General features: G+C 56.9%; 17 protein-coding genes and 1 other RNA gene. 11 read left to right on the plus strand and 7 right to left on the minus strand.

Annotation, left to right across the window (positions count from 1 at the left end; all coding sequences use genetic code 11):
• Positions 1–8: 8 nt before the first annotated feature.
• The 3 genes from rsgA to AC2FH6_RS14950 all read right to left on the minus strand — a co-directional run bounded on the left by rsgA (position 9) and on the right by AC2FH6_RS14950 (position 3,193).
• A complete protein-coding gene (gene rsgA / locus AC2FH6_RS14940; protein WP_496703357.1) occupies positions 9–1,037 on the minus strand; it encodes a ribosome small subunit-dependent GTPase A in 1,029 nt (342 codons plus the stop codon).
• A gap of 158 nt (positions 1,038–1,195) precedes the next feature.
• An RNA gene (gene ffs, locus AC2FH6_RS14945) (signal recognition particle sRNA small type) lies at positions 1,196–1,294 on the minus strand.
• Positions 1,295–1,333: 39 nt separating this feature from the next.
• Entirely contained in the window at positions 1,334–3,193 is a 1,860-nt protein-coding gene (locus AC2FH6_RS14950) for a 5'-nucleotidase C-terminal domain-containing protein (RefSeq protein WP_496703359.1), read from the minus strand.
• A gap of 177 nt (positions 3,194–3,370) precedes the next feature.
• On the opposite strand from AC2FH6_RS14950, the gene nudC reads away from it, so the two are divergent.
• Genes nudC through AC2FH6_RS14965 form a run of 3 tightly spaced genes read left to right on the plus strand, consistent with a single transcriptional unit; the run spans position 3,371 to position 5,351 of the window.
• Positions 3,371–4,351 carry an NAD(+) diphosphatase gene (gene nudC, locus AC2FH6_RS14955; protein ID WP_142636972.1) on the plus strand — a complete coding sequence of 327 codons (981 nt, stop codon included), beginning with the start codon at positions 3,371–3,373 and terminating at the stop codon, positions 4,349–4,351.
• A 40-nt stretch (positions 4,352–4,391) separates the two neighbouring features.
• On the plus strand, positions 4,392–4,859 hold the full coding sequence (locus AC2FH6_RS14960; RefSeq protein WP_496677812.1) for an SRPBCC family protein: 468 nt from the start codon (positions 4,392–4,394) through the stop codon (positions 4,857–4,859).
• Positions 4,860–4,883: 24 nt separating this feature from the next.
• Entirely contained in the window at positions 4,884–5,351 is a 468-nt protein-coding gene (locus AC2FH6_RS14965; RefSeq protein WP_496702638.1) for a GNAT family N-acetyltransferase, read from the plus strand.
• A gap of 1 nt (position 5,352) precedes the next feature.
• Here the strand turns inward: AC2FH6_RS14965 and AC2FH6_RS14970 are convergent, their stop codons facing one another.
• Positions 5,353–6,186: a prephenate dehydratase gene (locus AC2FH6_RS14970; RefSeq protein ID WP_271949791.1), complete on the minus strand. Its 834-nt coding sequence runs from the start codon at positions 6,184–6,186 to the stop codon at positions 5,353–5,355.
• A gap of 119 nt (positions 6,187–6,305) precedes the next feature.
• Between AC2FH6_RS14970 and AC2FH6_RS14975 the strand changes: the two genes are divergently transcribed.
• The 5 genes from AC2FH6_RS14975 to AC2FH6_RS14995 all read left to right on the plus strand — a co-directional run bounded on the left by AC2FH6_RS14975 (position 6,306) and on the right by AC2FH6_RS14995 (position 12,670).
• Positions 6,306–6,815 carry a c-type cytochrome gene (locus AC2FH6_RS14975; RefSeq protein ID WP_281973121.1) on the plus strand — a complete coding sequence of 170 codons (510 nt, stop codon included), beginning with the start codon at positions 6,306–6,308 and terminating at the stop codon, positions 6,813–6,815.
• A gap of 174 nt (positions 6,816–6,989) precedes the next feature.
• Positions 6,990–8,894: an extracellular solute-binding protein gene (locus AC2FH6_RS14980; protein WP_282021944.1), complete on the plus strand. Its 1,905-nt coding sequence runs from the start codon at positions 6,990–6,992 to the stop codon at positions 8,892–8,894.
• A 9-nt stretch (positions 8,895–8,903) separates the two neighbouring features.
• Positions 8,904–9,989, plus strand: coding sequence for a microcin C ABC transporter permease YejB (locus AC2FH6_RS14985; RefSeq protein ID WP_142636962.1), 1,086 nt, complete (start codon positions 8,904–8,906; stop codon positions 9,987–9,989).
• Entirely contained in the window at positions 9,990–11,096 is a 1,107-nt protein-coding gene (locus AC2FH6_RS14990; RefSeq protein WP_142636960.1) for an ABC transporter permease, read from the plus strand.
• The gene (locus AC2FH6_RS14995) at positions 11,093–12,670 is read left to right on the plus strand and encodes an ABC transporter ATP-binding protein (protein WP_496703362.1); all 1,578 of its coding nucleotides are present in this window, start codon (positions 11,093–11,095) and stop codon (positions 12,668–12,670) included. The genes AC2FH6_RS14990 and AC2FH6_RS14995 overlap by 4 nt, the downstream gene beginning before the upstream one ends.
• A gap of 19 nt (positions 12,671–12,689) precedes the next feature.
• Here the strand turns inward: AC2FH6_RS14995 and AC2FH6_RS15000 are convergent, their stop codons facing one another.
• Together AC2FH6_RS15000 and hemN are read right to left on the minus strand one after the other, a co-directional pair.
• Entirely contained in the window at positions 12,690–14,618 is a 1,929-nt protein-coding gene (locus tag AC2FH6_RS15000; protein ID WP_496703363.1) for an elongation factor G, read from the minus strand.
• Between the two features lie 207 nt (positions 14,619–14,825).
• Positions 14,826–16,181, minus strand: a complete 1,356-nt coding sequence (gene hemN, locus AC2FH6_RS15005; protein ID WP_496703365.1) for an oxygen-independent coproporphyrinogen III oxidase — start codon at positions 16,179–16,181, stop codon at positions 14,826–14,828.
• A gap of 61 nt (positions 16,182–16,242) precedes the next feature.
• Between hemN and fnrL the strand changes: the two genes are divergently transcribed.
• Both fnrL and AC2FH6_RS15015 read left to right on the plus strand, forming a co-directional pair.
• Positions 16,243–16,986, plus strand: a complete 744-nt coding sequence (gene fnrL / locus AC2FH6_RS15010; RefSeq protein ID WP_496703367.1) for a transcriptional regulator FnrL — start codon at positions 16,243–16,245, stop codon at positions 16,984–16,986.
• Positions 16,987–17,059: 73 nt separating this feature from the next.
• Positions 17,060–17,314 carry a GlsB/YeaQ/YmgE family stress response membrane protein gene (locus tag AC2FH6_RS15015; protein WP_142636950.1) on the plus strand — a complete coding sequence of 85 codons (255 nt, stop codon included), beginning with the start codon at positions 17,060–17,062 and terminating at the stop codon, positions 17,312–17,314.
• A gap of 28 nt (positions 17,315–17,342) precedes the next feature.
• Here AC2FH6_RS15015 and AC2FH6_RS15020 read toward each other — a convergent pair whose 3' ends face one another.
• Entirely contained in the window at positions 17,343–18,182 is an 840-nt protein-coding gene (locus AC2FH6_RS15020; RefSeq protein WP_142636947.1) for a universal stress protein, read from the minus strand.
• A gap of 195 nt (positions 18,183–18,377) precedes the next feature.
• Here AC2FH6_RS15020 and ccoN point away from each other — a divergent pair, with 195 nt between their 5' ends.
• A complete protein-coding gene (gene ccoN, locus AC2FH6_RS15025) occupies positions 18,378–19,985 on the plus strand; it encodes a cytochrome-c oxidase, cbb3-type subunit I (protein ID WP_142636945.1) in 1,608 nt (535 codons plus the stop codon).
• Positions 19,986–19,990 lie beyond the last annotated feature (5 nt).

Genomic DNA, 19,990 nt, shown 5'->3' on the forward strand with positions numbered 1-19,990 from the left:
CGTCCCCGTTAGGGTCTGTTGCGAGACTTTTTGTCATGCATGACAGACCGCACCATTTTACCAAAGGCTTTGTCGCGCGCCCGGGATTGCGCAAGGGTTTCAGAGTTCCTCTGATCCTCGCGCCGCAGCTTGTTCCAGCGTACCAGCCGGTCCGGCGAGAGCAGGCCATCGGCAATCGCCTCTTGCACGGCGCAACCGGGTTCGGCCTGATGCTGGCAATCTGAAAACCGGCAGGTCGCAGCCAATTCCAGAAGGTCTGAGAAAACCTCATCCACGCCGTCTTGGGCATCCATCAAACGCAGGGCGCGCATTCCTGGCGTATCAATCAGCCACCCCCCGTTTCGCATCGGGTGAAGCGCACGATGGGTCGTGGTGTGGCGACCCCGTGCGTCATCCTCGCGGATCCCCGCCGTTGCCCCGGCCTGACCAGTCATGGCGTTCGCCAATGTGGTTTTGCCGACACCGGATGAGCCGACCAAAGCAGCAGTTTGCCCGGCAGGGCACCAGGACAGGATCGGATCAATTTCTGACGCCTCCAGCGCGTTGACGGTTAGAACGGTCAGAAACCGAGCCAGCGAACTGGCCTGACTGGCATAGCTCTCTGGGTCAGGGCAGCTGTCGGCCTTGGTCAGGACAACAACCGGATAGCACCCGGCCTGATGCGCCAGCGCCAGATAACGCTCAAGCCGTGCCAGATTGAAATCGGCATTGCAGGAACTGACGATATACAGCACATCCACATTCGCCGCGATCAGCTGAACTTGCGCACCGGTGCCTGCGGCCCGGCGTTGCAAGAGGCTTTTGCGCTCCAAAAGATGCCGAATGCGGTTTTGATCATCCGCAAGGACCCAATCGCCAACCGCAAATTCGCCGGTTGATCGGTCAGGGGTCAGATCAGATGTGCCGCCAAGCGCATTCAGGCCGATCAGGCGATCACGATGGACGGCGTTGATGCGATGCGGTGTGCAGGTAGGGTTCACAGCATGTTGGGCTGCAAAATGAGAGGACCATCCCAGGTCCGAAAGTGTTTTGGACATTGTTCTGCCTGTGTTCAGATACAGGAAACCATCAGGGTGGCAGACGCGCACCCATCGGTAACGTGTTCAGGCAAAAGCGGGGGTTAGTCCCGGAAACGCTCTGCCCGAAGGGTCATTGCTACAATCATAAAGTCCCTCCTGCGGCGGTCGTTGCGCGTAAGTGAGAGGTTGGACATCGACCCAAGCGGGGCTCGTTGTGGCTGCTTCCTTCCGGATCTGACCAGGTTGGCGAGGCGCTCGCCCGCGCCAACCTCTCGAGGGTGGATATAGGCAGTTGGCCGGAAAAACACAACCCGTCAGAAGGTCAGAAGAATCCGTAAAAAGCCATTTCCGTCAGTTCCAAGGACTTGTGGATCAAATTCCTGAATGTCCTGCAGATGTCGGTGGGCATTTGGACCGGTGCGTAAGATCGCCTGCGTACCCGTGTTACTAGTGATTCTGAAGGGTTCCTGGGCCTCTTCCAGCGGATCGCTGACCAAGGTGCCTGACAGATAATCCAGCAGGGCTTGCTGGACCGGCAGGATGGGCATGTTGATACGTTGCGCATTACCCGCAAATGGGAAATGCCCGCCCCCGCTGGCGCGATAATTGTTAAGCGCGACGGCAAATTGCTGATCCGGTGCAATGGGGGTGGCACCGACCAGAACCTCTGAAACACGCCGGTTTTCGGCATTGATCAAGGTGCCCATATCGTCGAAACGCGGAGGTTGTGTCAGATCAATTCTGCAGGACAGCCCGTATAGCACATCAAAGTTGTGACCCACCCGATTTTCGCAAATAAGTTCGGATGCAGATCCGGTCGAAATCTGGTTGAAAACAGCTGCGGACATCTCAAGCCAGTCCACGATTTGGTCACCGGATACAATGACACCCTGCAATTCGTTTGGAAAAACATGCAGGTCAACCACGTTACGCAGGAATATCTCGCCAGGCTTAACATCCGTATAGAATCGCGGCCCGGCCCGACCGCCGAATTTCGAAGGTGAAACCGCCGATAAAATCGGAATATCTGCCAGGTCGGTATCGGACATACACAGACGTAACGCGGCAGCCTGGGCGGCGGCGACCAGCCTCAGCCCACGGTCCTCGGCGCAAAAGCTGAAATAGCTGTGCAGATGGTGCGGGGTGCGGCCGACCGGCTGGCCCGCTCGCCTGCGGGTTTCGGCATGACCAGAGGAAAACAGATGCAACAATTCCGGATCTTCGGGCGCCAGTGATACCAGTTCGTCGGGACGCCCTGCAGATATCGGTCGTAGCGCCGCCCGGGCTTCGCCAACGGTCCAGCCGCCGCGCTCTGCCGAGTGAAGTTTCAAGTCGATCACCCCCAGATGTGATCCGGCCGTTCCGGGTAAGACAACTGGTTTGCCATGCACCAGAGTGTTTTCAGAGCCGGCCTTGACGGGATAGGTCAAATGGGAATGACCAGCAATTATTGCGTCGATACCTTCGATTTCGGCCAGCGGAATAATCGCGTTTTCCATATTCCGTTGTGACCTGTCCGGTCCGAAACCGGTATGGGCCAGCGCGATGATCAGGTCGCAATTTTCGTCTTTGAGCTTTCTGACTTTGTTTGCCGCACAAGTCAGGATGTCCTGAGTGGTAAGGGTGTCGTGCAGCTTGTGCGCCTCCCATTGCGCTGTCTGAGGGGGAAGGACCGAAAATACACCAATCTTCAGGGCCATAGGTGTCGGCGCGCCAGGGATCTCTTTGTGCAAAATGACATGATCTTGCCAGATCTGTGGCCCATTCGTGCGCAAGGCATTGCTGCTGAGCACAGGGCAGGGGGCGTCAGAGATAACGTGCTGTAAGAATTGAAGCCCAAATCCGAAGTCGTGATTTCCCAGGCCAATCGCGTCATATCCCAGGCTGCCGAAGGCCTGCATCAGGATGTGCGGCGCATTGGCGGGATCGGCAGCCCAATCCCCCAACGGTGTACCCTGCAGAGCGTCTCCGTTGTCGAAGAGCAAGACGATATCTCCGTCTGCCTCAGCCTCGTTCCGCGCCTGCCGGATCAGGCTGGCCGTTCGGGTCAATCCGATCGTAGGTTCGTCTTGATCCGCGTAATAATCAAAACTGCACAGGTTCATGTGCAGATCGGTGGTCGCCAAAATCCGGATACCTACAGACTGATCAGACAAATGCGAAATTGTTTTCAATACTCTACTTTTGGCAGTTTTATGAATAACAACTTCAACAAAAAGCATAGTAAGTGCAAATTTTTTTATGCACTTGCGGTAATTTGACAGGATCGCCTCGGTTTTCGGTCGTGGAATTGTCGTTGCAACACCGAAGCTGTCATGGCAGCCCTGTGCAGGCGAACCAGAGGAATTTAAATGAAGAACGCGGAACAGGTAACGTTTGGTGGATCAGGGCTGGATCGTGCCGCACATCTTCGTGGAGACGTCGACGCGATGGCAGCAGCGCGAGCACATCCGAAAGCGAAATGCCTGTTGCTGTGGCGCGGAAAGCTGCTGGTTCAAGGAGAGGCCCTTGATCAACTCTGCTTGTTACCTGTCTTGCACGAGCTGATCGCAAATGGTCCCGGTGGGATCGTCCCAGCGCCAGTATTGCTTGGTCTCTCGGATGAGGTTCCGGTTTTTGCCTTTGATATATCCGATTGGATGCCCGAGGGCGTTGACCTGTCCGAGCTTGGAGCATTCTTCGACCGATCAGAGCAACAGCACCCGGATTTGCCTGAAGGTCAGGTTTTTGTCGAATTGCGCCGCATCATGGCGCGCCTTTCCCCACGTGATGCCGAACTTTCGGCTTCCGCCAAGGCGGTCATCGCCTGGCATGAAACCCATAGGTTTTGCGCTCGTTGCGGCGCCGCCAGCGATATGGCGCAAGCAGGATGGCAACGCAGTTGCCCGTCGTGTGGGGGGCAGCATTTCCCACGCACCGACCCGGTGGTCATCATGTTGATCACATATAGGAATTCGGTGCTGATGGGGCGATCCCCGGGATGGCCTGAAGGGATGTATTCGCTACTGGCCGGATTTGTCGAACCCGGAGAAACGCTGGAAGCGGCGGTGCGCAGAGAGGTGATGGAAGAGGCCGGTGTCCCCGTCGGGCAAGTAACCTATCTTTCCAGCCAGCCCTGGCCCTTTCCGGCGTCACTGATGTTTGGCTGTGCAGGCGAGGCATTGTCGCAAGAAATCACTATAGACCCGGTTGAAATCGAAGACGCGATATGGGTGAATAAGGCTGAAATGATGCAGGTCTTTGCTGGGGAACATCCCAGCCTTCTGCCAGCGCGCAAAGGCGCGATTGCGCATTTTCTGCTGCAAAACTGGCTTGCAGATACGCTCGACTGACAAAATACTGGGCGAATAGGCAAGAGAACGATAACCCACCATGCAATTCTCCGCACGTGAAGATATTCAGGCCCCTGTCAACGCCGTGTTCGAAATGTTTGCGGATTTCGAACGGTTCGAGCGGATGGCAATGCGCCGCGGGATCGAGGTCCGGCGTTTGTCAGGGCATATGGGCGTTGTGTCCGGTACATCCTGGGAGACCGAGTTCCGTATGCGCGGAAAGCCCCGGCGCGTGGAAATCAATATGGCCGAATGTGATCCACCGACCCATATGCGGTTCGAGGCGGCAAGCAAGGGAATGAATGGCTCAACCAGGGTCGAGTTTCTGGCCCTGTCGCAACGTAGAACCCGGCTGACCGTGGATATGTCGCTATCGGCCAAATCCCTGCCTGCACGGCTGTTGCTGCAATCGCTCAGATTGGGTCAGTCGCGGTTCCGGCGACAGTTTCAGGCCCGCCTCAGCGAATTCGCGCGGGAAATGGAAGAACGTCATCTGCACGGTTCTTGAGAATTCCGAGACAAGAGGCCCTGAATGTCTGATGTGATATTGCGCAGCGCTGTTGTGGATGACGCCAAAGGTATTTCCGAGGTCCTGCAAGAGATCGTGACCGCCGGTAAGCGCACCAAACCCAGCGATGAGGGTTTTGCCAAAGAGCATTACATCAGCCACCACGGCAGCATCCAATGCACCGTGGCGGTGCAGGGTTCACAGGTATTGGGCTTTCAGGCGCTGAAACTGGCCGTCGACGGAAACCCTTATGGCGTAACAGCCGGTTGGGGCATCATCGGAACACATATACGTCCATCAGCCGCGCGCATGGGGGTCGGGCGGGCCCTATTTCAGGAAACGCTGCTGGCGGCCCGCGCCGCAGGTCTGCCTGCAATAGACGCGACCATTGGCGCGCAAAATGCCGAAGGCCTGGCCTATTACGCGGCCATGGGATTTGTCGATTACCGCTCACATGAAGGGGCGATGTGCAAGAAATACCGGCTGGGTTGAGCTAGCCGCGCGGCTGGACTGCCGGATAGACGCCCAGAATCTCGACATTGGTGGTAAAATGTTCCAGCTCTTCCAGGGCCAGTTGCACATTGCGATCGTCCGGGTGCCCGACAATATCCGCATAGAACTGAGTGGCCGTGAACGACCCGTCGACCATATAGCTTTCCAGCTTGGTCATGTTGACACCATTGGTGGCGAACCCGCCCATCGCCTTATACAGCGCGGCCGGGATGTTGCGGACCTGAAACACAAAGCTGGTGATCATCCCATGCGCCCCGCGCCGCGACAGGTCCGCATCGCGTGACATGATCAAAAAACGCGTGGTGTTGTCGTCGCTGTCCTCGATATGGCGGGCAAGGACGTTCAGGTTATAGATCTCTCCGGCCAACTCGCTGGCCAGCGCGGCAGAATGCAGTTCGGCAGCCTCGGAAACCTCGCGCGCGGCGCGGGCATTGTCCGGGCTGACGCGTCCGTGAATGCCGTGCTGCTTCAGGAACCCAGCGCATTGTGGCAGCAGTACCAGATGCGAATGCGCTTCGGTGATGTCGCTCAGCTTGGCACCGGGGACGGCCAACAAATTGATGTGTACGCGAACAAAAGCTTCGTCGATGATATGCAACCCGCTATGGGGCAGCAGGCGGTGAATATCGGCCACCCGCCCATAGGTCGTGTTTTCGACCGGAAGCATCGCCAGGTCTGCTTTGCCGGACCGAACTGATTCGATCACATCCTCAAATGTGCGGCAGGGCAGGGCCTCCATATCGGGACGAGCGTTTCGGCATGCCTCGTGGCTATAGGCACCGGGTTCTCCCTGAAATGCGATACGTTTTGTCATTTGGTCGATTCCGTGCAACAAGTTCCAGAATTGGGCGTTTAGTCGCGGTGTCTATACCTTGCCTCTTGTAAGGGGAAGCCTTAGACACCCCGCAGACAGCTGAAATGGACTCGCGATCAATGTTCGACACGATGACAGTTACCAAGGCCGCAGCAGGCCTGTTTGGCACCTTCCTGGTGCTGCTTCTGGCCAAATGGGCCGCAGAAGAGCTTTACCACGCCGATGCCCATGGCGAGACGGCTTCGTACATCATCGAAACCGAAAGCGCAGGCGAAAGCGCCAACGGTGAAGAGGTAGTATTTGAAGAGCTTCTGGCCGCCGCCGACGTTGAAAAAGGCGCCAAAGTTTTCCGCAAGTGTACCGCGTGTCACAAGCTGGAAGACGGTGCAAACGGCACAGGCCCCTATCTGTATGGTGTCGTTGACCGCCCTGTCGCAACGGCCAGCGGTTTTACCGGCTATTCGCCACCGATGCAGGCCCATGGCGGCAACTGGACACCCGAAGCACTGGATGCCTTCCTGACCAAGCCAAGCAGCTATATCTCGGGCACATCCATGAGTTTTGCTGGCCTGAAAAAACCGCAGGACCGTGCCGATCTGATTGCCTATCTGCAGACAATCGGCAACTGATGCCAGACCGGCACATCTGAAATTCAAAGCCGCTGCCCCGTGCAGCGGCTTTTTTTGTATGAAGAAACCTTCACAATGCGCTCACGCATTCTAAACTTGAATCAGTCAACGCTGGACCTTTAGCTTCGTTCAGGCGCAAGACTATAAGAAGTGACGCAACAGGGGATGAGCCAAATGGAATCCAACCGACAGATTGTTCAGGCACGTGCATTGGATTTCAGAGGTTGGTTGACCATACCGATTACCGGCTTTTTGCTGCTTGCGCTCATGACCTCTCAACTGTTTGCCGAAGAGACCATCATCAAAAGCCACGGATTCTCGGAATTTGGCGATTTGAAATACCCTGAAGGGTTTGCCCATTTCGACTATGTAAATCCTGATGCGCCGCGCGGCGGAGAGTTGTCTTATGCAGCACAAGGGACATTTGACAGTTTCAACCCCTACACGCGGCAGGGCCGCGCGGGTGCGCGTTCTGCGGATCAGTATGAATCCCTCATGGTCGCGTCCTATGATGAAACGGCCACTTACTACGGTCTGCTGGCAGAAAGCCTTGAATACCCGGAAAGTCAGGATTGGGTCATCTTCAACATGCGACCTGAGGCACGGTTTTCCGATGGAACCCCGGTGACTGCCGAAGATGTTGTGTTTTCGCATAATCTGCTGCTGGAACAGGGGTTAAAATCCTATGCCGACGCCGTCCGCGAGATGATTCCGCGTGCCGAAGCGCTGGATGATCATCGGGTTAAATTCTACTTCGCACCGGATATCCCGCGCCGTGGCCTAATAAGTCAGGTTGCCGGGACATCTGTGTTTTCCAAGGCCTGGTTTGAGGCAGACCCCGAAAACCGGCGGCTCGACAAATCCCGGCTTGAGCCGGGTATCGGATCCGGACCTTATGTTTTGGACAGCTATGACATCAACCGGCGCATCGTCTACAAGCGCAACCCGGACTATTGGGGCGACCACGTTAATGTGAATGTTGGCCGCAACAACTATGACTCCATCCGGATCGAATATTTCGCGGACTCGATTGCTGCGATGGAAGGGTTCAAGGCGGGCACGTTCACACTGCGCCAGGAAAACAACTCGAAAAGCTGGGCAACGGCCTATGATTTTCCTGCCATAGCAAACGGAACAGTGGTTCGGGTAGAGCTGGAAGACGGGGATGTCCCCAACGCTTCGGGCTTTGTCATGAACCTGGACCGACCGCAATTTCAGGATCCCAAGGTGCGCGAAGCCGTCCAGTTAGGATTCAACTTCGAATGGACGAATGAAAGCTTGCAATATGGCCTGTTTCAGCAGCGCGACTCATTCTGGCAGGGAACTCACCTAGAGGCGACGGGGCTGCCCGAGGGGCGAGAACTGGAGGTTCTGCAAAGCCTCGGCGATGCGCTGGACCCTGCGGTACTGACCGACCTACCGGTCGTTGCCCATGAATCCCGCGCCGAGCGTCAGAATGATCGTCGCAATCTGCGCGCCGCGATGAAGCTGCTGGATGAGGCCGGTTGGCAGGTGGGCGAAGACGGTATCCGCCGCAATCAAAACGGTGAAGTACTGGCCATAGAATTTCTGTCAGACCAGCCGACTCTTGATCGTATCATCCAGCCATTTGTCGCTAACCTGAGGACGATGGGCATAGATGCGACCTACAATCGTGTGGACAATGCGCAATTCACCCTGCGCCGCCGTGACCGGGATTTCGACATGATTTTCGGCGGGTACCCAAGTTCGCTGCAACCTTCGACGGGACTGTACCAGCAATTCGGAACCGAGGCGGCCTCGTATTCCGTATTCAACCCGTCTGGTGCGTATGGCCCGGATATTGAACCGTTGATCGACAACATCGTGGCAGCGACCAACAGCGAAGAGTTGTTTGCCAATGTTCGCGCCCTGGACCGTGTTCTGCGGGCCAAGCGGATCATGGTGCCCACTTGGTATTTGGGCAAATACTGGGTTGCCTATTGGGACATGTATGAATACCCGGAAAACCTGCCGCCTTATTCATTGGGAGTCGAAGACCTGTGGTGGATCAACGCCGAGCAGGAAGCCCAGTTGAAATCCTCCGGCGCCTTGAGGTAATCCGCCCAAATGGGAGCATATATTCTAAGACGCCTGCTGCTGGTCATTCCCACACTGCTGGGAATCATGATCGTCAACTTCACCCTTGTGCAGTTTGTGCCAGGCGGCCCGATTGAACAGATCATCGCCCAGATGGAGGGTGGTGGAGATGTATTTGAAGGTATCGCTGGCGGTGGTGGCGATATTGAGCAGCAGACCGGCGGCACAAATGACCGCTATATCGGCGGGCGTGGCTTGCCGCCTGAATTCATCGAAGAACTGGAAAAAGAATTCGGGTTCGACAAACCGCCCTTGGAACGGTTTCTGAATATGATGGGTAATTACCTGACGCTGGATTTTGGCGAGAGCTATTTCCGGTCGATCAGTGTGACCGATCTGGTGCTGGAAAAGATGCCGGTGTCTATTTCGCTAGGGCTTTGGTCGACGCTGATTGCCTATCTGGTGTCGATCCCTCTGGGTATTCGCAAGGCGATCAGGGACGGATCAAGCTTTGACACCTGGACCAGTGGCGCCATCATCGTGGCCTATGCCATCCCAGGATTTCTGTTCGCCATTTTGCTGCTGGTGCTATTTGCCGGTGGGTCCTATTGGCAGATCTTTCCATTGCGGGGGCTTACCTCGGACAACTGGGACAGCCTGAGTGTATTTGGCAAGATTGCCGATTACTTCTGGCATATCGCGTTGCCGATCCTGGCGCTGACCATCTCGGCCTTCGCAACGCTCACCTTGCTGACCAAAAACTCGTTTCTGGACGAGATTAAAAAGCAATATGTCATGACCGCCCGCGCCAAGGGCCTGAGCGAAAGCCGGGTGCTGTACGGCCACGTGTTCCGCAATGCGATGCTGATCGTAATCGCGGGTTTTCCGGCCGTCTTCATCGGTGTGTTTTTCGGAGGGTCAATCATCATCGAAACCATCTTTTCGCTGGATGGATTGGGTCGCCTTGGGTTCGAGGCGGCGGTCGCGCGCGATTACCCGGTTATTTTCGGGACCCTGTTTATCTTTGGCCTGATGGGTTTGGTGGTCGGCATCATCAGTGATCTGATGTATGTGTTGGTTGATCCGCGCATCGACTTTGAAAAGCGGGAGGGGTAAATGGCGCTTTCCCCCCTGAATCAGCGCCGGTGGCGCAACTTCCGTCGCAATGGCCGGGCGTTCTGGTCGCTGATCATCTTCTCGATCCTGTTCGGCCTGTCGCTATTTGCTGAATTTATCGCAAATGACAAACCGATCCTGGTGAAATACCGCGGTGAGCTTTATACGCCGATCTTCAATTTCTACCCAGAGACCGAGTTTGGCGGTGATTTCCAAACCGAAGCAATCTATCGCGACCCCGAAGTGCGTTGTCTGATAGACAGTGGCGGTTTGGATCAGTGCTTTGACGATCCTGACGGCATTATCGAACAGATCGAGGCCGGATCCTTTGCCGCCGACGGGTTCGAGCGCGGCTGGGCCATCTGGCCGCTGATCCCATACTCTTTCAAAACCAGCGTTGATCGGCCGGGCGCCGCCCCGCTGCCGCCCAATGGTCAGAACCTGTTGGGCACCGATGACACCAAGCGCGATGTGCTTGCACGGGTGATCTATGGGTTCCGTCTGTCCATTCTGTTCACGCTGATGGTCACAGGTGTTGCCAGCCTGATCGGTATCTTCGCAGGCGCCATTCAGGGCTTTTTTGGCGGCTGGCTGGATTTGATCTTTCAACGGATCATCGAGATTTGGTCGGCCACCCCATCGCTTTATGTGATCATCATCATGTTCGCTATTCTAGGGCGCAGTTTCTGGTTGCTGGTGTTGCTTATGATCCTGTTCAGCTGGACCGGATTGGTTGGCGTTGTCCGAGCTGAGTTCCTGCGGGCGCGAAACCTTGAATATGTCCGGGCCGCGCGGGCGTTGGGCGTCAGCAACAGGACGATCATGTTCCGCCACATGCTGCCCAATGCAATGGTCGCCACGCTGACCTTCATGCCCTTCATCGTCACCGGCACGATTGGCGGACTTGCCTCGCTGGATTTTCTGGGCTTCGGCCTGCCGTCCTCGGCCCCGTCACTTGGCGAGCTGACCTTGCAGGCAAAACAGAACTTGCAGGCCCCTTGGCTGGCCTTTACCGCCTTTTTCACCTTTGCCATCATGCTGTCGCTTCTGGTCTTCATTTTCGAAGGCGTCCGCGATGCGTTTGATCCCAGAAAGACCTTCTCATGAGCCTGCTGGATGTAAACAACCTCAAGGTTTCGTTCCGGCAGGACGGGCAGGTCAGTGCGGCGGTCAAGGGCGTGTCCTTCACCGTGGATCGTGGGGAAACCGTGGCTTTGGTAGGGGAATCCGGGTCCGGAAAATCTGTGACCGCCTTGTCGACCGTCTCGCTGTTGGGAGACAGCGCGATTGTCGAAGGTTCGGTGAAATATGACGGGCAAGAGATGATCGGGACGTCCGAGCAACATCTGATGGATGTGCGCGGCAACGACATCAGCTTCATCTTTCAAGAACCGATGACATCGTTGAACCCGTTGCACACGATCCAGAAGCAGATGGCAGAATCGCTGGCGCTGCATCAGGGGGTGGTGGGCGACGCGGCCCGTGATCGGATTGTCGAGTTGCTGACGAAGGTTGGTATCCGGGACCCGAAGGATCGGTTGGACAGCTATCCGCACCAACTTTCGGGCGGGCAACGGCAGCGCGTCATGATCGCCATGGCGCTTGCCAATAAGCCGGACATTCTGATCGCAGATGAACCGACCACGGCGCTGGACGTGACCATTCAGGCACAGATACTCGAGTTGCTGGCAGACCTGCAGAAAGCCGAAAACATGGGGATGCTGTTCATCACCCATGACCTTGGCATCGTGCGCCGGATCGCCGATCGAGTTTGCGTCATGAAGGACGGAGAGATTGTCGAAGCCGGTGCAACCGCGGACATCTTCGAGAACCCTCAGCATCCCTATACCCGGAAATTGCTGGCGGCCGAACCGTCGGGCCAACCCGATCCGGTCGCCGCGGATGCAGAAGAGGTCGCCCGCACTGATCATCTGAAAGTCTGGTTCCCGATCCAGCGCGGCTTTCTAAAGCGAACTGTCGGCCATGTTAAGGCGGTGAATGACGCCAGCCTCAGCGTGCGCGCCGGCGAAACCGTGGGGATCGTGGGCGAAAGCGGGTCGGGCAAGACCACGTTGGCGCTGGCCATCATGCGGCTGATCGCGTCCGAGGGTGGTATCACCTTTCGCGACCAGGATGTGCGCCGTTGGTCCACACGCGAATTGCGCCGTTTGCGCAAGGATATGCAGATTGTGTTTCAGGACCCGTTTGGCAGCCTGAGCCCGCGCATGACCTGTATGCAAATCATCGCCGAGGGTCTGGCAATCCACAAGATTGATCCACACCGCTCCCCGCGTGATCTGGTGGCGGATGTGATGACCGAAGTGGGGTTGGACCCGGCGTCGATGGACCGGTATCCGCACGAGTTCTCGGGCGGGCAGCGGCAGCGTATCGCCATCGCACGGGCGATGGTGCTCCGTCCCAAACTTCTGGTGCTGGATGAGCCGACAAGCGCGCTGGACATGACGGTTCAGGTGCAGATCGTAGACTTGCTGCGAGATCTGCAGCGGAAATACGGGTTGGCATATCTGTTCATCAGCCATGACCTAAAAGTGGTCCGGGCGATGTCACATAATGTCATCGTTATGCGGAACGGTGACGTGATTGAAATGGGCGCTGCCGAAGACCTGTTCGAAAACGCGCAGACAGATTACACCCGCGAATTGATTGCGGCAGCGGGCTGAAGCCCGCTCGCCGTGTTTTTCACGCGTTTGCGGTTTCCCGCGTTGCCGTTTTCGGTATAGGGCCGCGCAGTTCTTCATAGTGATCAAAGCTTAACTTTACCCAACCGGTGCCGCGCGTGGCGCTGGCCAGGGTGCGATGCAACTCATCCTCGGCCACGGCAGGAAGTTGGGCATTGAAAATCTCCCAGCCCGAAGCGTTGGGGTTGCCTTCGAAACCCAGCACTTGACCCTGTAAGGAACTGATCGTGGGGACAAGGTCGCCGACGAAATCGGATGGCAGGTGAATCTCTGCGTTCAGAATGGGCTGCAGGACCACCGGTTTGGCCTGAGGCAGCGCCTCGCGTACGGCGTTCTTGCCTGCGGTGCGGAAAGCATAATCGGAACTGTCCACATTGTGGTGTTTGCCGTCACTCAGCGTGATTTTGACATCAACAACAGGGAAGCCCTCGGGCCCCTGCTCCAGCGCGTCCTTGGCTCCGTGTTCAACTGAGGGAATATAGTTGCGCGGCACCGAACCGCCTTTCACGATCTCTTCGAACTGAAACCCTGATCCGCGCGGCATGGGCGTGACCGAGATCACGACATCTGCAAACTGACCCGCACCACCGGATTGCTTGCGGTGACGGTGGCGGTGTTCGATGGGCGCACGGATGGTTTCGCGATAGGCGGTCTCGATCGGGTCGGCCACGATTTCAATCCCGAAATCTTCGGCCAGTTTGGCGGTGATCCGGCGCATGTGCTGCGGGCCTTGAGAGCCCAGCACCGCATGGCCGGTCAGCTCATCCTGTTCCAGATGGAGACCGGGGTCGATCTCGACAAGACGGGTCAGAGCGTTCGACAGGCGCACGTCATCTCGCTCATGCGCGGGTGATACGATCTGACGTTGGGCGACTGGATGTGATGATGCCCATTCCGGCAACGGAGATTCGGATTTGCTGTCGTAAATATTGCCGGGGATCAGGTGATCGGATTTCACGGCCAGCCCGATCTGACCTGCCTCCAGCCCGGAAATCTGGGTCTTGACGTCAAGTGTCGTCAGATTGCCGACCGTCTCACCTCCCAAAGCTTCATGCGCATGCACGCCATCTCCCAGGCCACGAAGGACGATGATCTTGCCGATATGTTTCTTCACGTCCGCGAATCCCGCAATGGCGCGGGCAGTCTCGGTGGCCTCATCGCGGTTGGCGGCAATGTTGAACTCAGGGGCTTCGTGCCGCAGGGCTTTCATCAGGCGGGTCAGGCCATTGCCATGGCTGGCCGCGCCCAGACAGGCGGGGATCAACTGGTGGTTCTGCAAAACCTGCGCGGCCAGATCGTAGATCTCGGCACTTGCGGGCTGTTTGTCTTCGATCAGCTGCTCCAACAGGTGATCGTCAAAATCCGACAGCGTCTCTAGCAGCTCGGTGCGGGCTTCTTGTTCGCGGTCCTCGACCGAGTGCGGCAGTTCGATCAGGGCCGAGGGCTGGCCTTCCTGATATTTCCAAGCCCGCTCCGAGATCAGATCGACCGCGCCGACTATTGTCTCGCCGTCGCGTATAGGGACCTGACGTAGGGCGATGTGCTGGGTGCAGTAGGTCTGTAACGCGGCGATGATATCCCGGATACGGCCATTTGGGGCATCCATCCGATTGATGAACAGGAAACAGGGAATGCCCGCCTCTTCAACCAGCCGCAGATAGGGCGCGCACAAGACAGCTGCGTCTGGGTCTGGCGGGACAACCACAACCGCCGCATCCGAAATCGCCATGGCTGGTCCGACATAACCCAGATTGTCGCTGCCCCCGTCCACATCGATCGCGCACCAGGGCTCGTCCAAGTAAGAAAAACCGTGCAAGTGCACGGTTCCGGAGACATCGAATGTGGTGGGTCGGTTGTCGAGGCGGCTTATGGCCTCGACCAGGGTTGTCTTGCCAGATTGGCTGGGGCCGAGGACGGTGAATACGCGCATGAGTGATGTCCCTCTTTTCAGGTTGCAGTAATACCTGCACGAAAAGGGCCGACCCACACGGCTGCGTGGGCGAGGACTGACTGCGAATTCACCTGCCTCAGGGTTCGGATCGTTCCGCCCAAGTGTGAAGACAACCAGAGGCTCGCGTCAAGCCCCTGTACTGGTATCTAAGCGGCGGGCCGCACAACCGGGCCCACCTGTAAGCGATCAGATCGCCGAGCTGTGGCCTGCCTTGCTCAGGTCATAGGCGTCAAAGCTGCGGGCAATCATTCGGGTCAGCGGCCGGGCCTCGGGTGGAATGAACAGGCCATCCTTGGTGACGTGTAGCAGATTGTTGAAGTCGGCATTGGCCCTCTGGTACATCTCGTTCAGCTCTTGGGCGGATATGTTGTGGTCACGCAGAATCTCAGCCGAATTGATCTGAAAATCACACATCAGCGCTTCGATCAGACGTGCGCGCAAAATGTCCTGCCCTTTGAACAAATGTCCGCGCGAGGTTGCAAAGCGCCCCTCGCGGATGGCTTTCGTATAGGCCGATGTTGCCGGTGCGTTCTGGGCGTAGCCCTGAGGAAATCGCGAGATCGAGCTTGCGCCCACACCGATCAGCACCTCGGCCTGATCATCCGTATAACCCTGAAAGTTCCGTTTCAGTCGCCCGGCCCTGAGCGCATGTGCCAGACCATCATCCTGCGTGGCAAAGTGGTCAATTCCGATCTCGGCGTAATCATCCCAGAGGAACAGTCGACGGGCCGTCTCGAACAGCTCCAGACGTTGCTCGGGCGTGGGCAATGCGTCCGAAGGAATCAACTGTTGCCGTTTGGCCATCCACGGCACGTGGGCGTATCCATACAGCGCAACGCGGTCGGGGTTCAGTGACAGCAGTTTCTGTACGCTTTCTGTCATCCTTGATTTGGTCTGATGCGGCAGACCGTACAGGATATCAGCGTTCAGGCTGGTAATGCCGCGGGCACGGATCATGTCCACAGCTGCGCGCGTGGTGTCATAGCTTTGGACGCGACCGATAGTTTTCTGAATCTCATCGTCGAAATCCTGCACGCCGATCGAGGCACGGTTCATGCCCGCTTCGGCCAACGCGTCCAGTCGGGCCTGGTCAATCTCGTTCGGGTCGATTTCTACCGAGAATTCAGCACCCGGGCCCAGCGGTACAACATCCAGAATGCGTGTGGCCAGATCCCGCATCAGATCGGGATTCAACAGCGTTGGTGTGCCACCGCCCCAGTGCAGACGCGACAGGGTGACGCCTTGAGGCAGGCGCGCGGCCAGCAGATCAAGCTCGGCCTTGAGGACGTCGACATAGGCGATGACCGGGTTGTCAGTTTGCGTCCCCTGTGTTCTGCAGGCACAAAACCAACACAGCCTGCGGCAGAAGGGCACGTGTATGTACAACGAGACGGAGCTGCCGGGTTTGATGCCGGTAATCCAGTCTTCGTAAAGGTTTACCCCCACATCATTGTTGAAGTGAGGGGCTGTTGGATAGCTTGTGTAGCGCGGTACTTTCGCGTCAAATAGTCCAAGCTTTGCAAGTTGTGGTTTAACTATCATGGCGATACCGTTAGAGGACGGCACGCCTAGCAACCTTGATAGAGATCAAGTGGGAACGCGCATGACACAGATTTTCAAAATCGATCATACAAACTGTGAAGATTGTCCAATCCGCCACAGAGCAGTCTGCGCGCATTGCGATGTTCATGAGCTGGAGCTTCTTGAAGGTATTAAATATTATCGCAGCTTCGAGGCTGGGCAGACAATCATCTGGTCCGGTGATCAGATGAATTTCGTGGGCTCGGTCGTGTCGGGGATCGCTTCTTTGACTCAGACCATGGAAGATGGGCGCACGCAGATGGTTGGCCTTTTGCTGCCCAGCGATTTCGTCGGTCGTCCCGGTCGAGATTCAGCGCCTTACGACGTCGTGGCAACGACTGACATTGTCATGTGCTGTTTCCGTAAGAAGCCGTTCGAAGAACTGATGGGTGCTACTCCGCATATCGCGCATCGTTTGCTTCAGATGACATTGGATGAGCTGGACGCTGCCCGTGAATGGATGCTGGTGCTGGGGCGCAAGACTGCGCGCGAAAAAATCGCAAGCCTGTTGTCCATCATCGCGCGCCGGGATGCGTCGATTGCGCAGAACGGAAGTTCCAGCCCAATCGTTTTTGATCTTCCGCTGACGCGCGAGGCGATGGCAGACTACCTTGGCCTTACACTGGAAACCGTCAGCCGTCAGATATCCGCCTTGAAGAAAGACGAGATCATCTTGCTAGAAGGCAAGCGCCGTGTATCTGTTCCGGACATGGGCCGGTTGATGGAAGAGGCAGGCGACGATTCCGATGGCGGATATCTGGTGTGATTCACATACGGCGTGACCCGTTGTCTTAACCGTGGTTTAGTGGGACCAGTGAAACTGCGTCAGGAGTTAAGTCATGGGATTCAGCAGCCTTTTGGCCATGCTGCTTATTGGTGCCATCGCGGGATGGTTGTCCGGAAAGATCATGGAAGGCCGGGGATTCGGCTTGATTGGTAACATCATCGTTGGCGTTGTCGGGGCATTTCTGGCCGGGCTAATTTTCCCAGCCCTTGGTTTTGCCGTTGGCGGCGGTCTGGTCTCGTCAATTATTTTCGCCACCATTGGGGCAATCATTCTGCTTTTCCTGATCGGCCTTGTGAAACGCGGATAAGAGCCGCCCGCTGGGCGGCTCTGCCGTTTCAATGTGCCATGAACACCGGAACAGTCGATTGTTCCAGCATATTGCGTGTCGCGCCGCCCAGGATGGCTTCTCGGAATCGGGAATGCCCATAGGCGCCCATGACGATCATATCTGTTTCGGTATCCGTCGCATGGCGGTTCAGGATGTCCGATACACGCGACATTGTTTTGCTGAGCACGTCGATTTCGCACTTAACTCCGTGGCGCGACAGCATCTGGGACAACAACCCACCGGGGTCCGAGCGATCCGGCCCATGCGTTGGTGGGTCGATCACCACGATCCGCACCTGATCGGCCCCGATCAGGAAGGGTAGGGCGCAGCGAATTGCGCGCATGGCTTCGACGCTTTCGTTCCAGCCGACCAAGACAGTACCGGGCTTGTCAAAAGGCGTCGTGTTTTCGGGTATGACCAGAACCGGAGCGTGACCTTCGAACATGGCTGCCTCGACGATAGGCTCTGCTTCGACGCTGCGGTCTTTTCCGTAAGGTTGCGGCAAAATAACAAGGTCCGAGAACCGCGCCCGATGGGCAACGTGGCGACCAATATCGGCAATCTGGGCCACGCCGCTTTCCGCAGACCAGCGTACGCCGGAACTGTTCAGATAGGTCTCTGCATAGTGCAGGGTGTCCTCGGCCTCTGCTTTGGCGCGGGACAGGGTCTCCTGCAGAATCAGCGCGTTGGCGCCAGCATAGTAATAACCGGTCTGACTGCGATCGACCCCCAGGCACAGGGCTTCGGCATGCGCATCCTGGGCTGTGGCCAGGGCTGCCATCTGTGCCAGCGCCGGGGCCGATTGTTCCGTTTCCGTTAGAACTGTGAGAAGGGACTTATACGCCATCTTGACCTCTTGCCTCCAGGGCCGTTCCGTCCGCGACATTCCGGCCAAATCATTTCTGTAGCCTTGTCATAATATTCGCTATTCTGTCTTGATACAGATCAAAGCAGTTTGGGCTGTCCTCGGACAAAACAACGACCAGTCAAATGGGTTCCGCGACAAAAAAGAATCGCGCGGAGCATGGCAAAGGGACGCAATATGTCAAATTACATCAAGCTGATCGTGCTTGGTCTGATCGTGCTGTTTGCAGCGATCGGGACCAATTATGCACGCGATTTGGCGTATCAGGTGCATGCAATTCTGGTGATGTTGATCGCCGCGGGATTGTTCATCTGGACGCTTAGAAACACGGATGAGCCAGATATCCTCATAGATCGTTCAGGCGAATACATGGACGATGTGGTCCGTTACGGCGTAATCGCGACGGCCTTTTGGGGCGTGGTTGGTTTTCTTGCCGGGACATTCATCGCCTTTCAGCTGGCCTATCCGGTGCTGAACTTTGAATGGGCACAAGGATATCTGAATTTTGGCCGATTGCGTCCGCTACATACATCGGCGGTTATCTTTGCCTTTGGCGGCAACGCACTAATCGCAACGTCCTTCTACGTCGTCCAGCGGACCAGCGCCGCGCGCCTGTGGGGCGGCAATCTGGCATGGTTCGTTTTCTGGGGCTACCAGCTGTTCATTGTGCTGGCTGCGACCGGGTATGTGCTGGGCGGAACCCAGTCCAAGGAATACGCCGAGCCGGAGTGGTATGTCGATCTGTGGCTGACCATCGTCTGGGTGGCCTATCTTGCCGTGTTCCTGGGAACAATCGTCAGGCGGAAAGAGCCTCATATCTATGTGGCGAACTGGTTCTACCTGGCCTTTATCGTTACCGTCGCCATGCTGCATCTGGTCAACAACATGACTATCCCCGTCAGCATTTGGGGTTCGAAATCTGTCATCGTCTGGTCAGGCGTTCAGGACGCGATGATCCAGTGGTGGTACGGCCACAACGCTGTGGGCTTTTTCCTGACAGCCGGCTTTCTGGGCATGATGTACTATTTCATCCCGAAACAGGCCGAACGTCCGGTGTTCAGCTACAAGCTGTCGATCATCCACTTCTGGGCGCTGATCTTCCTGTATATCTGGGCTGGTCCGCACCATTTGCACTATACCGCGCTGCCCGACTGGGCCTCGACACTGGGCATGGTGTTCTCGATCGTGCTGTGGATGCCGTCCTGGGGTGGCATGATCAACGGCCTGATGACCCTATCGGGTGCGTGGGACAAGCTGCGTACGGACCCGGTGATCCGGATGATGGTGATTTCGGTCGGCTTCTATGGCATGTCCACTTTTGAGGGCCCGATGATGTCGATCCGAGCGGTTAACTCTTTGAGCCACTATACCGACTGGACCATTGGTCACGTGCATTCGGGTGCGCTGGGTTGGAACGGCATGATCACCTTTGGTGCGCTGTACTTCCTGGTTCCTGTCTTGTGGAAGCGTGAGCGTCTGTATTCGTTGCAAATGGTCAGCTGGCACTTCTGGCTCGCCACTATCGGCATCGTGCTCTACGCCGCGTCGATGTGGGTGACAGGTATCATGGAAGGCCTGATGTGGCGCGAAGTGGATGCCAACGGTTTCCTTGTGAACTCGTTCGCCGACACCGTGGCTGCCAAGTTCCCGATGTATGTGGTGCGAGCTCTGGGTGGGGTCATGTTCCTCGCTGGGGCGCTGATCATGTGCTACAACCTGTGGATGACTGTGCGGAAAGCGCCGGCCAAAGAGGCCAGCCTGACCGTCGCGGTCCCGGCTGAATAAGGAGG

Source organism: Ruegeria sp. CDSC045 (genome assembly GCF_059610725.1).

Bases quoted from the DNA above. Each gene is read 5' to 3' on its own strand.
- rsgA (WP_496703357.1), bottom strand. From the start codon at position 1,037: ATGTCCAAAACACTTTCGGACCTGGGATGGTCCTCTCATTTTGCAGCC.
- nudC (WP_142636972.1), top strand. From the start codon at position 3,371: ATGAAGAACGCGGAACAGGTAACGTTTGGTGGATCAGGGCTGGATCGT.
- AC2FH6_RS14960 (WP_496677812.1), top strand. From the start codon at position 4,392: ATGCAATTCTCCGCACGTGAAGATATTCAGGCCCCTGTCAACGCCGTG.
- AC2FH6_RS14965 (WP_496702638.1), top strand. From the start codon at position 4,884: ATGTCTGATGTGATATTGCGCAGCGCTGTTGTGGATGACGCCAAAGGT.
- AC2FH6_RS14970 (WP_271949791.1), bottom strand. From the start codon at position 6,186: ATGACAAAACGTATCGCATTTCAGGGAGAACCCGGTGCCTATAGCCAC.
- AC2FH6_RS14975 (WP_281973121.1), top strand. From the start codon at position 6,306: ATGTTCGACACGATGACAGTTACCAAGGCCGCAGCAGGCCTGTTTGGC.
- AC2FH6_RS14980 (WP_282021944.1), top strand. From the start codon at position 6,990: ATGGAATCCAACCGACAGATTGTTCAGGCACGTGCATTGGATTTCAGA.
- AC2FH6_RS14985 (WP_142636962.1), top strand. From the start codon at position 8,904: ATGGGAGCATATATTCTAAGACGCCTGCTGCTGGTCATTCCCACACTG.
- AC2FH6_RS14990 (WP_142636960.1), top strand. From the start codon at position 9,990: ATGGCGCTTTCCCCCCTGAATCAGCGCCGGTGGCGCAACTTCCGTCGC.
- AC2FH6_RS14995 (WP_496703362.1), top strand. From the start codon at position 11,093: ATGAGCCTGCTGGATGTAAACAACCTCAAGGTTTCGTTCCGGCAGGAC.
- AC2FH6_RS15000 (WP_496703363.1), bottom strand. From the start codon at position 14,618: ATGCGCGTATTCACCGTCCTCGGCCCCAGCCAATCTGGCAAGACAACC.
- hemN (WP_496703365.1), bottom strand. From the start codon at position 16,181: ATGATAGTTAAACCACAACTTGCAAAGCTTGGACTATTTGACGCGAAA.
- fnrL (WP_496703367.1), top strand. From the start codon at position 16,243: ATGACACAGATTTTCAAAATCGATCATACAAACTGTGAAGATTGTCCA.
- AC2FH6_RS15015 (WP_142636950.1), top strand. From the start codon at position 17,060: ATGGGATTCAGCAGCCTTTTGGCCATGCTGCTTATTGGTGCCATCGCG.
- AC2FH6_RS15020 (WP_142636947.1), bottom strand. From the start codon at position 18,182: ATGGCGTATAAGTCCCTTCTCACAGTTCTAACGGAAACGGAACAATCG.
- ccoN (WP_142636945.1), top strand. From the start codon at position 18,378: ATGTCAAATTACATCAAGCTGATCGTGCTTGGTCTGATCGTGCTGTTT.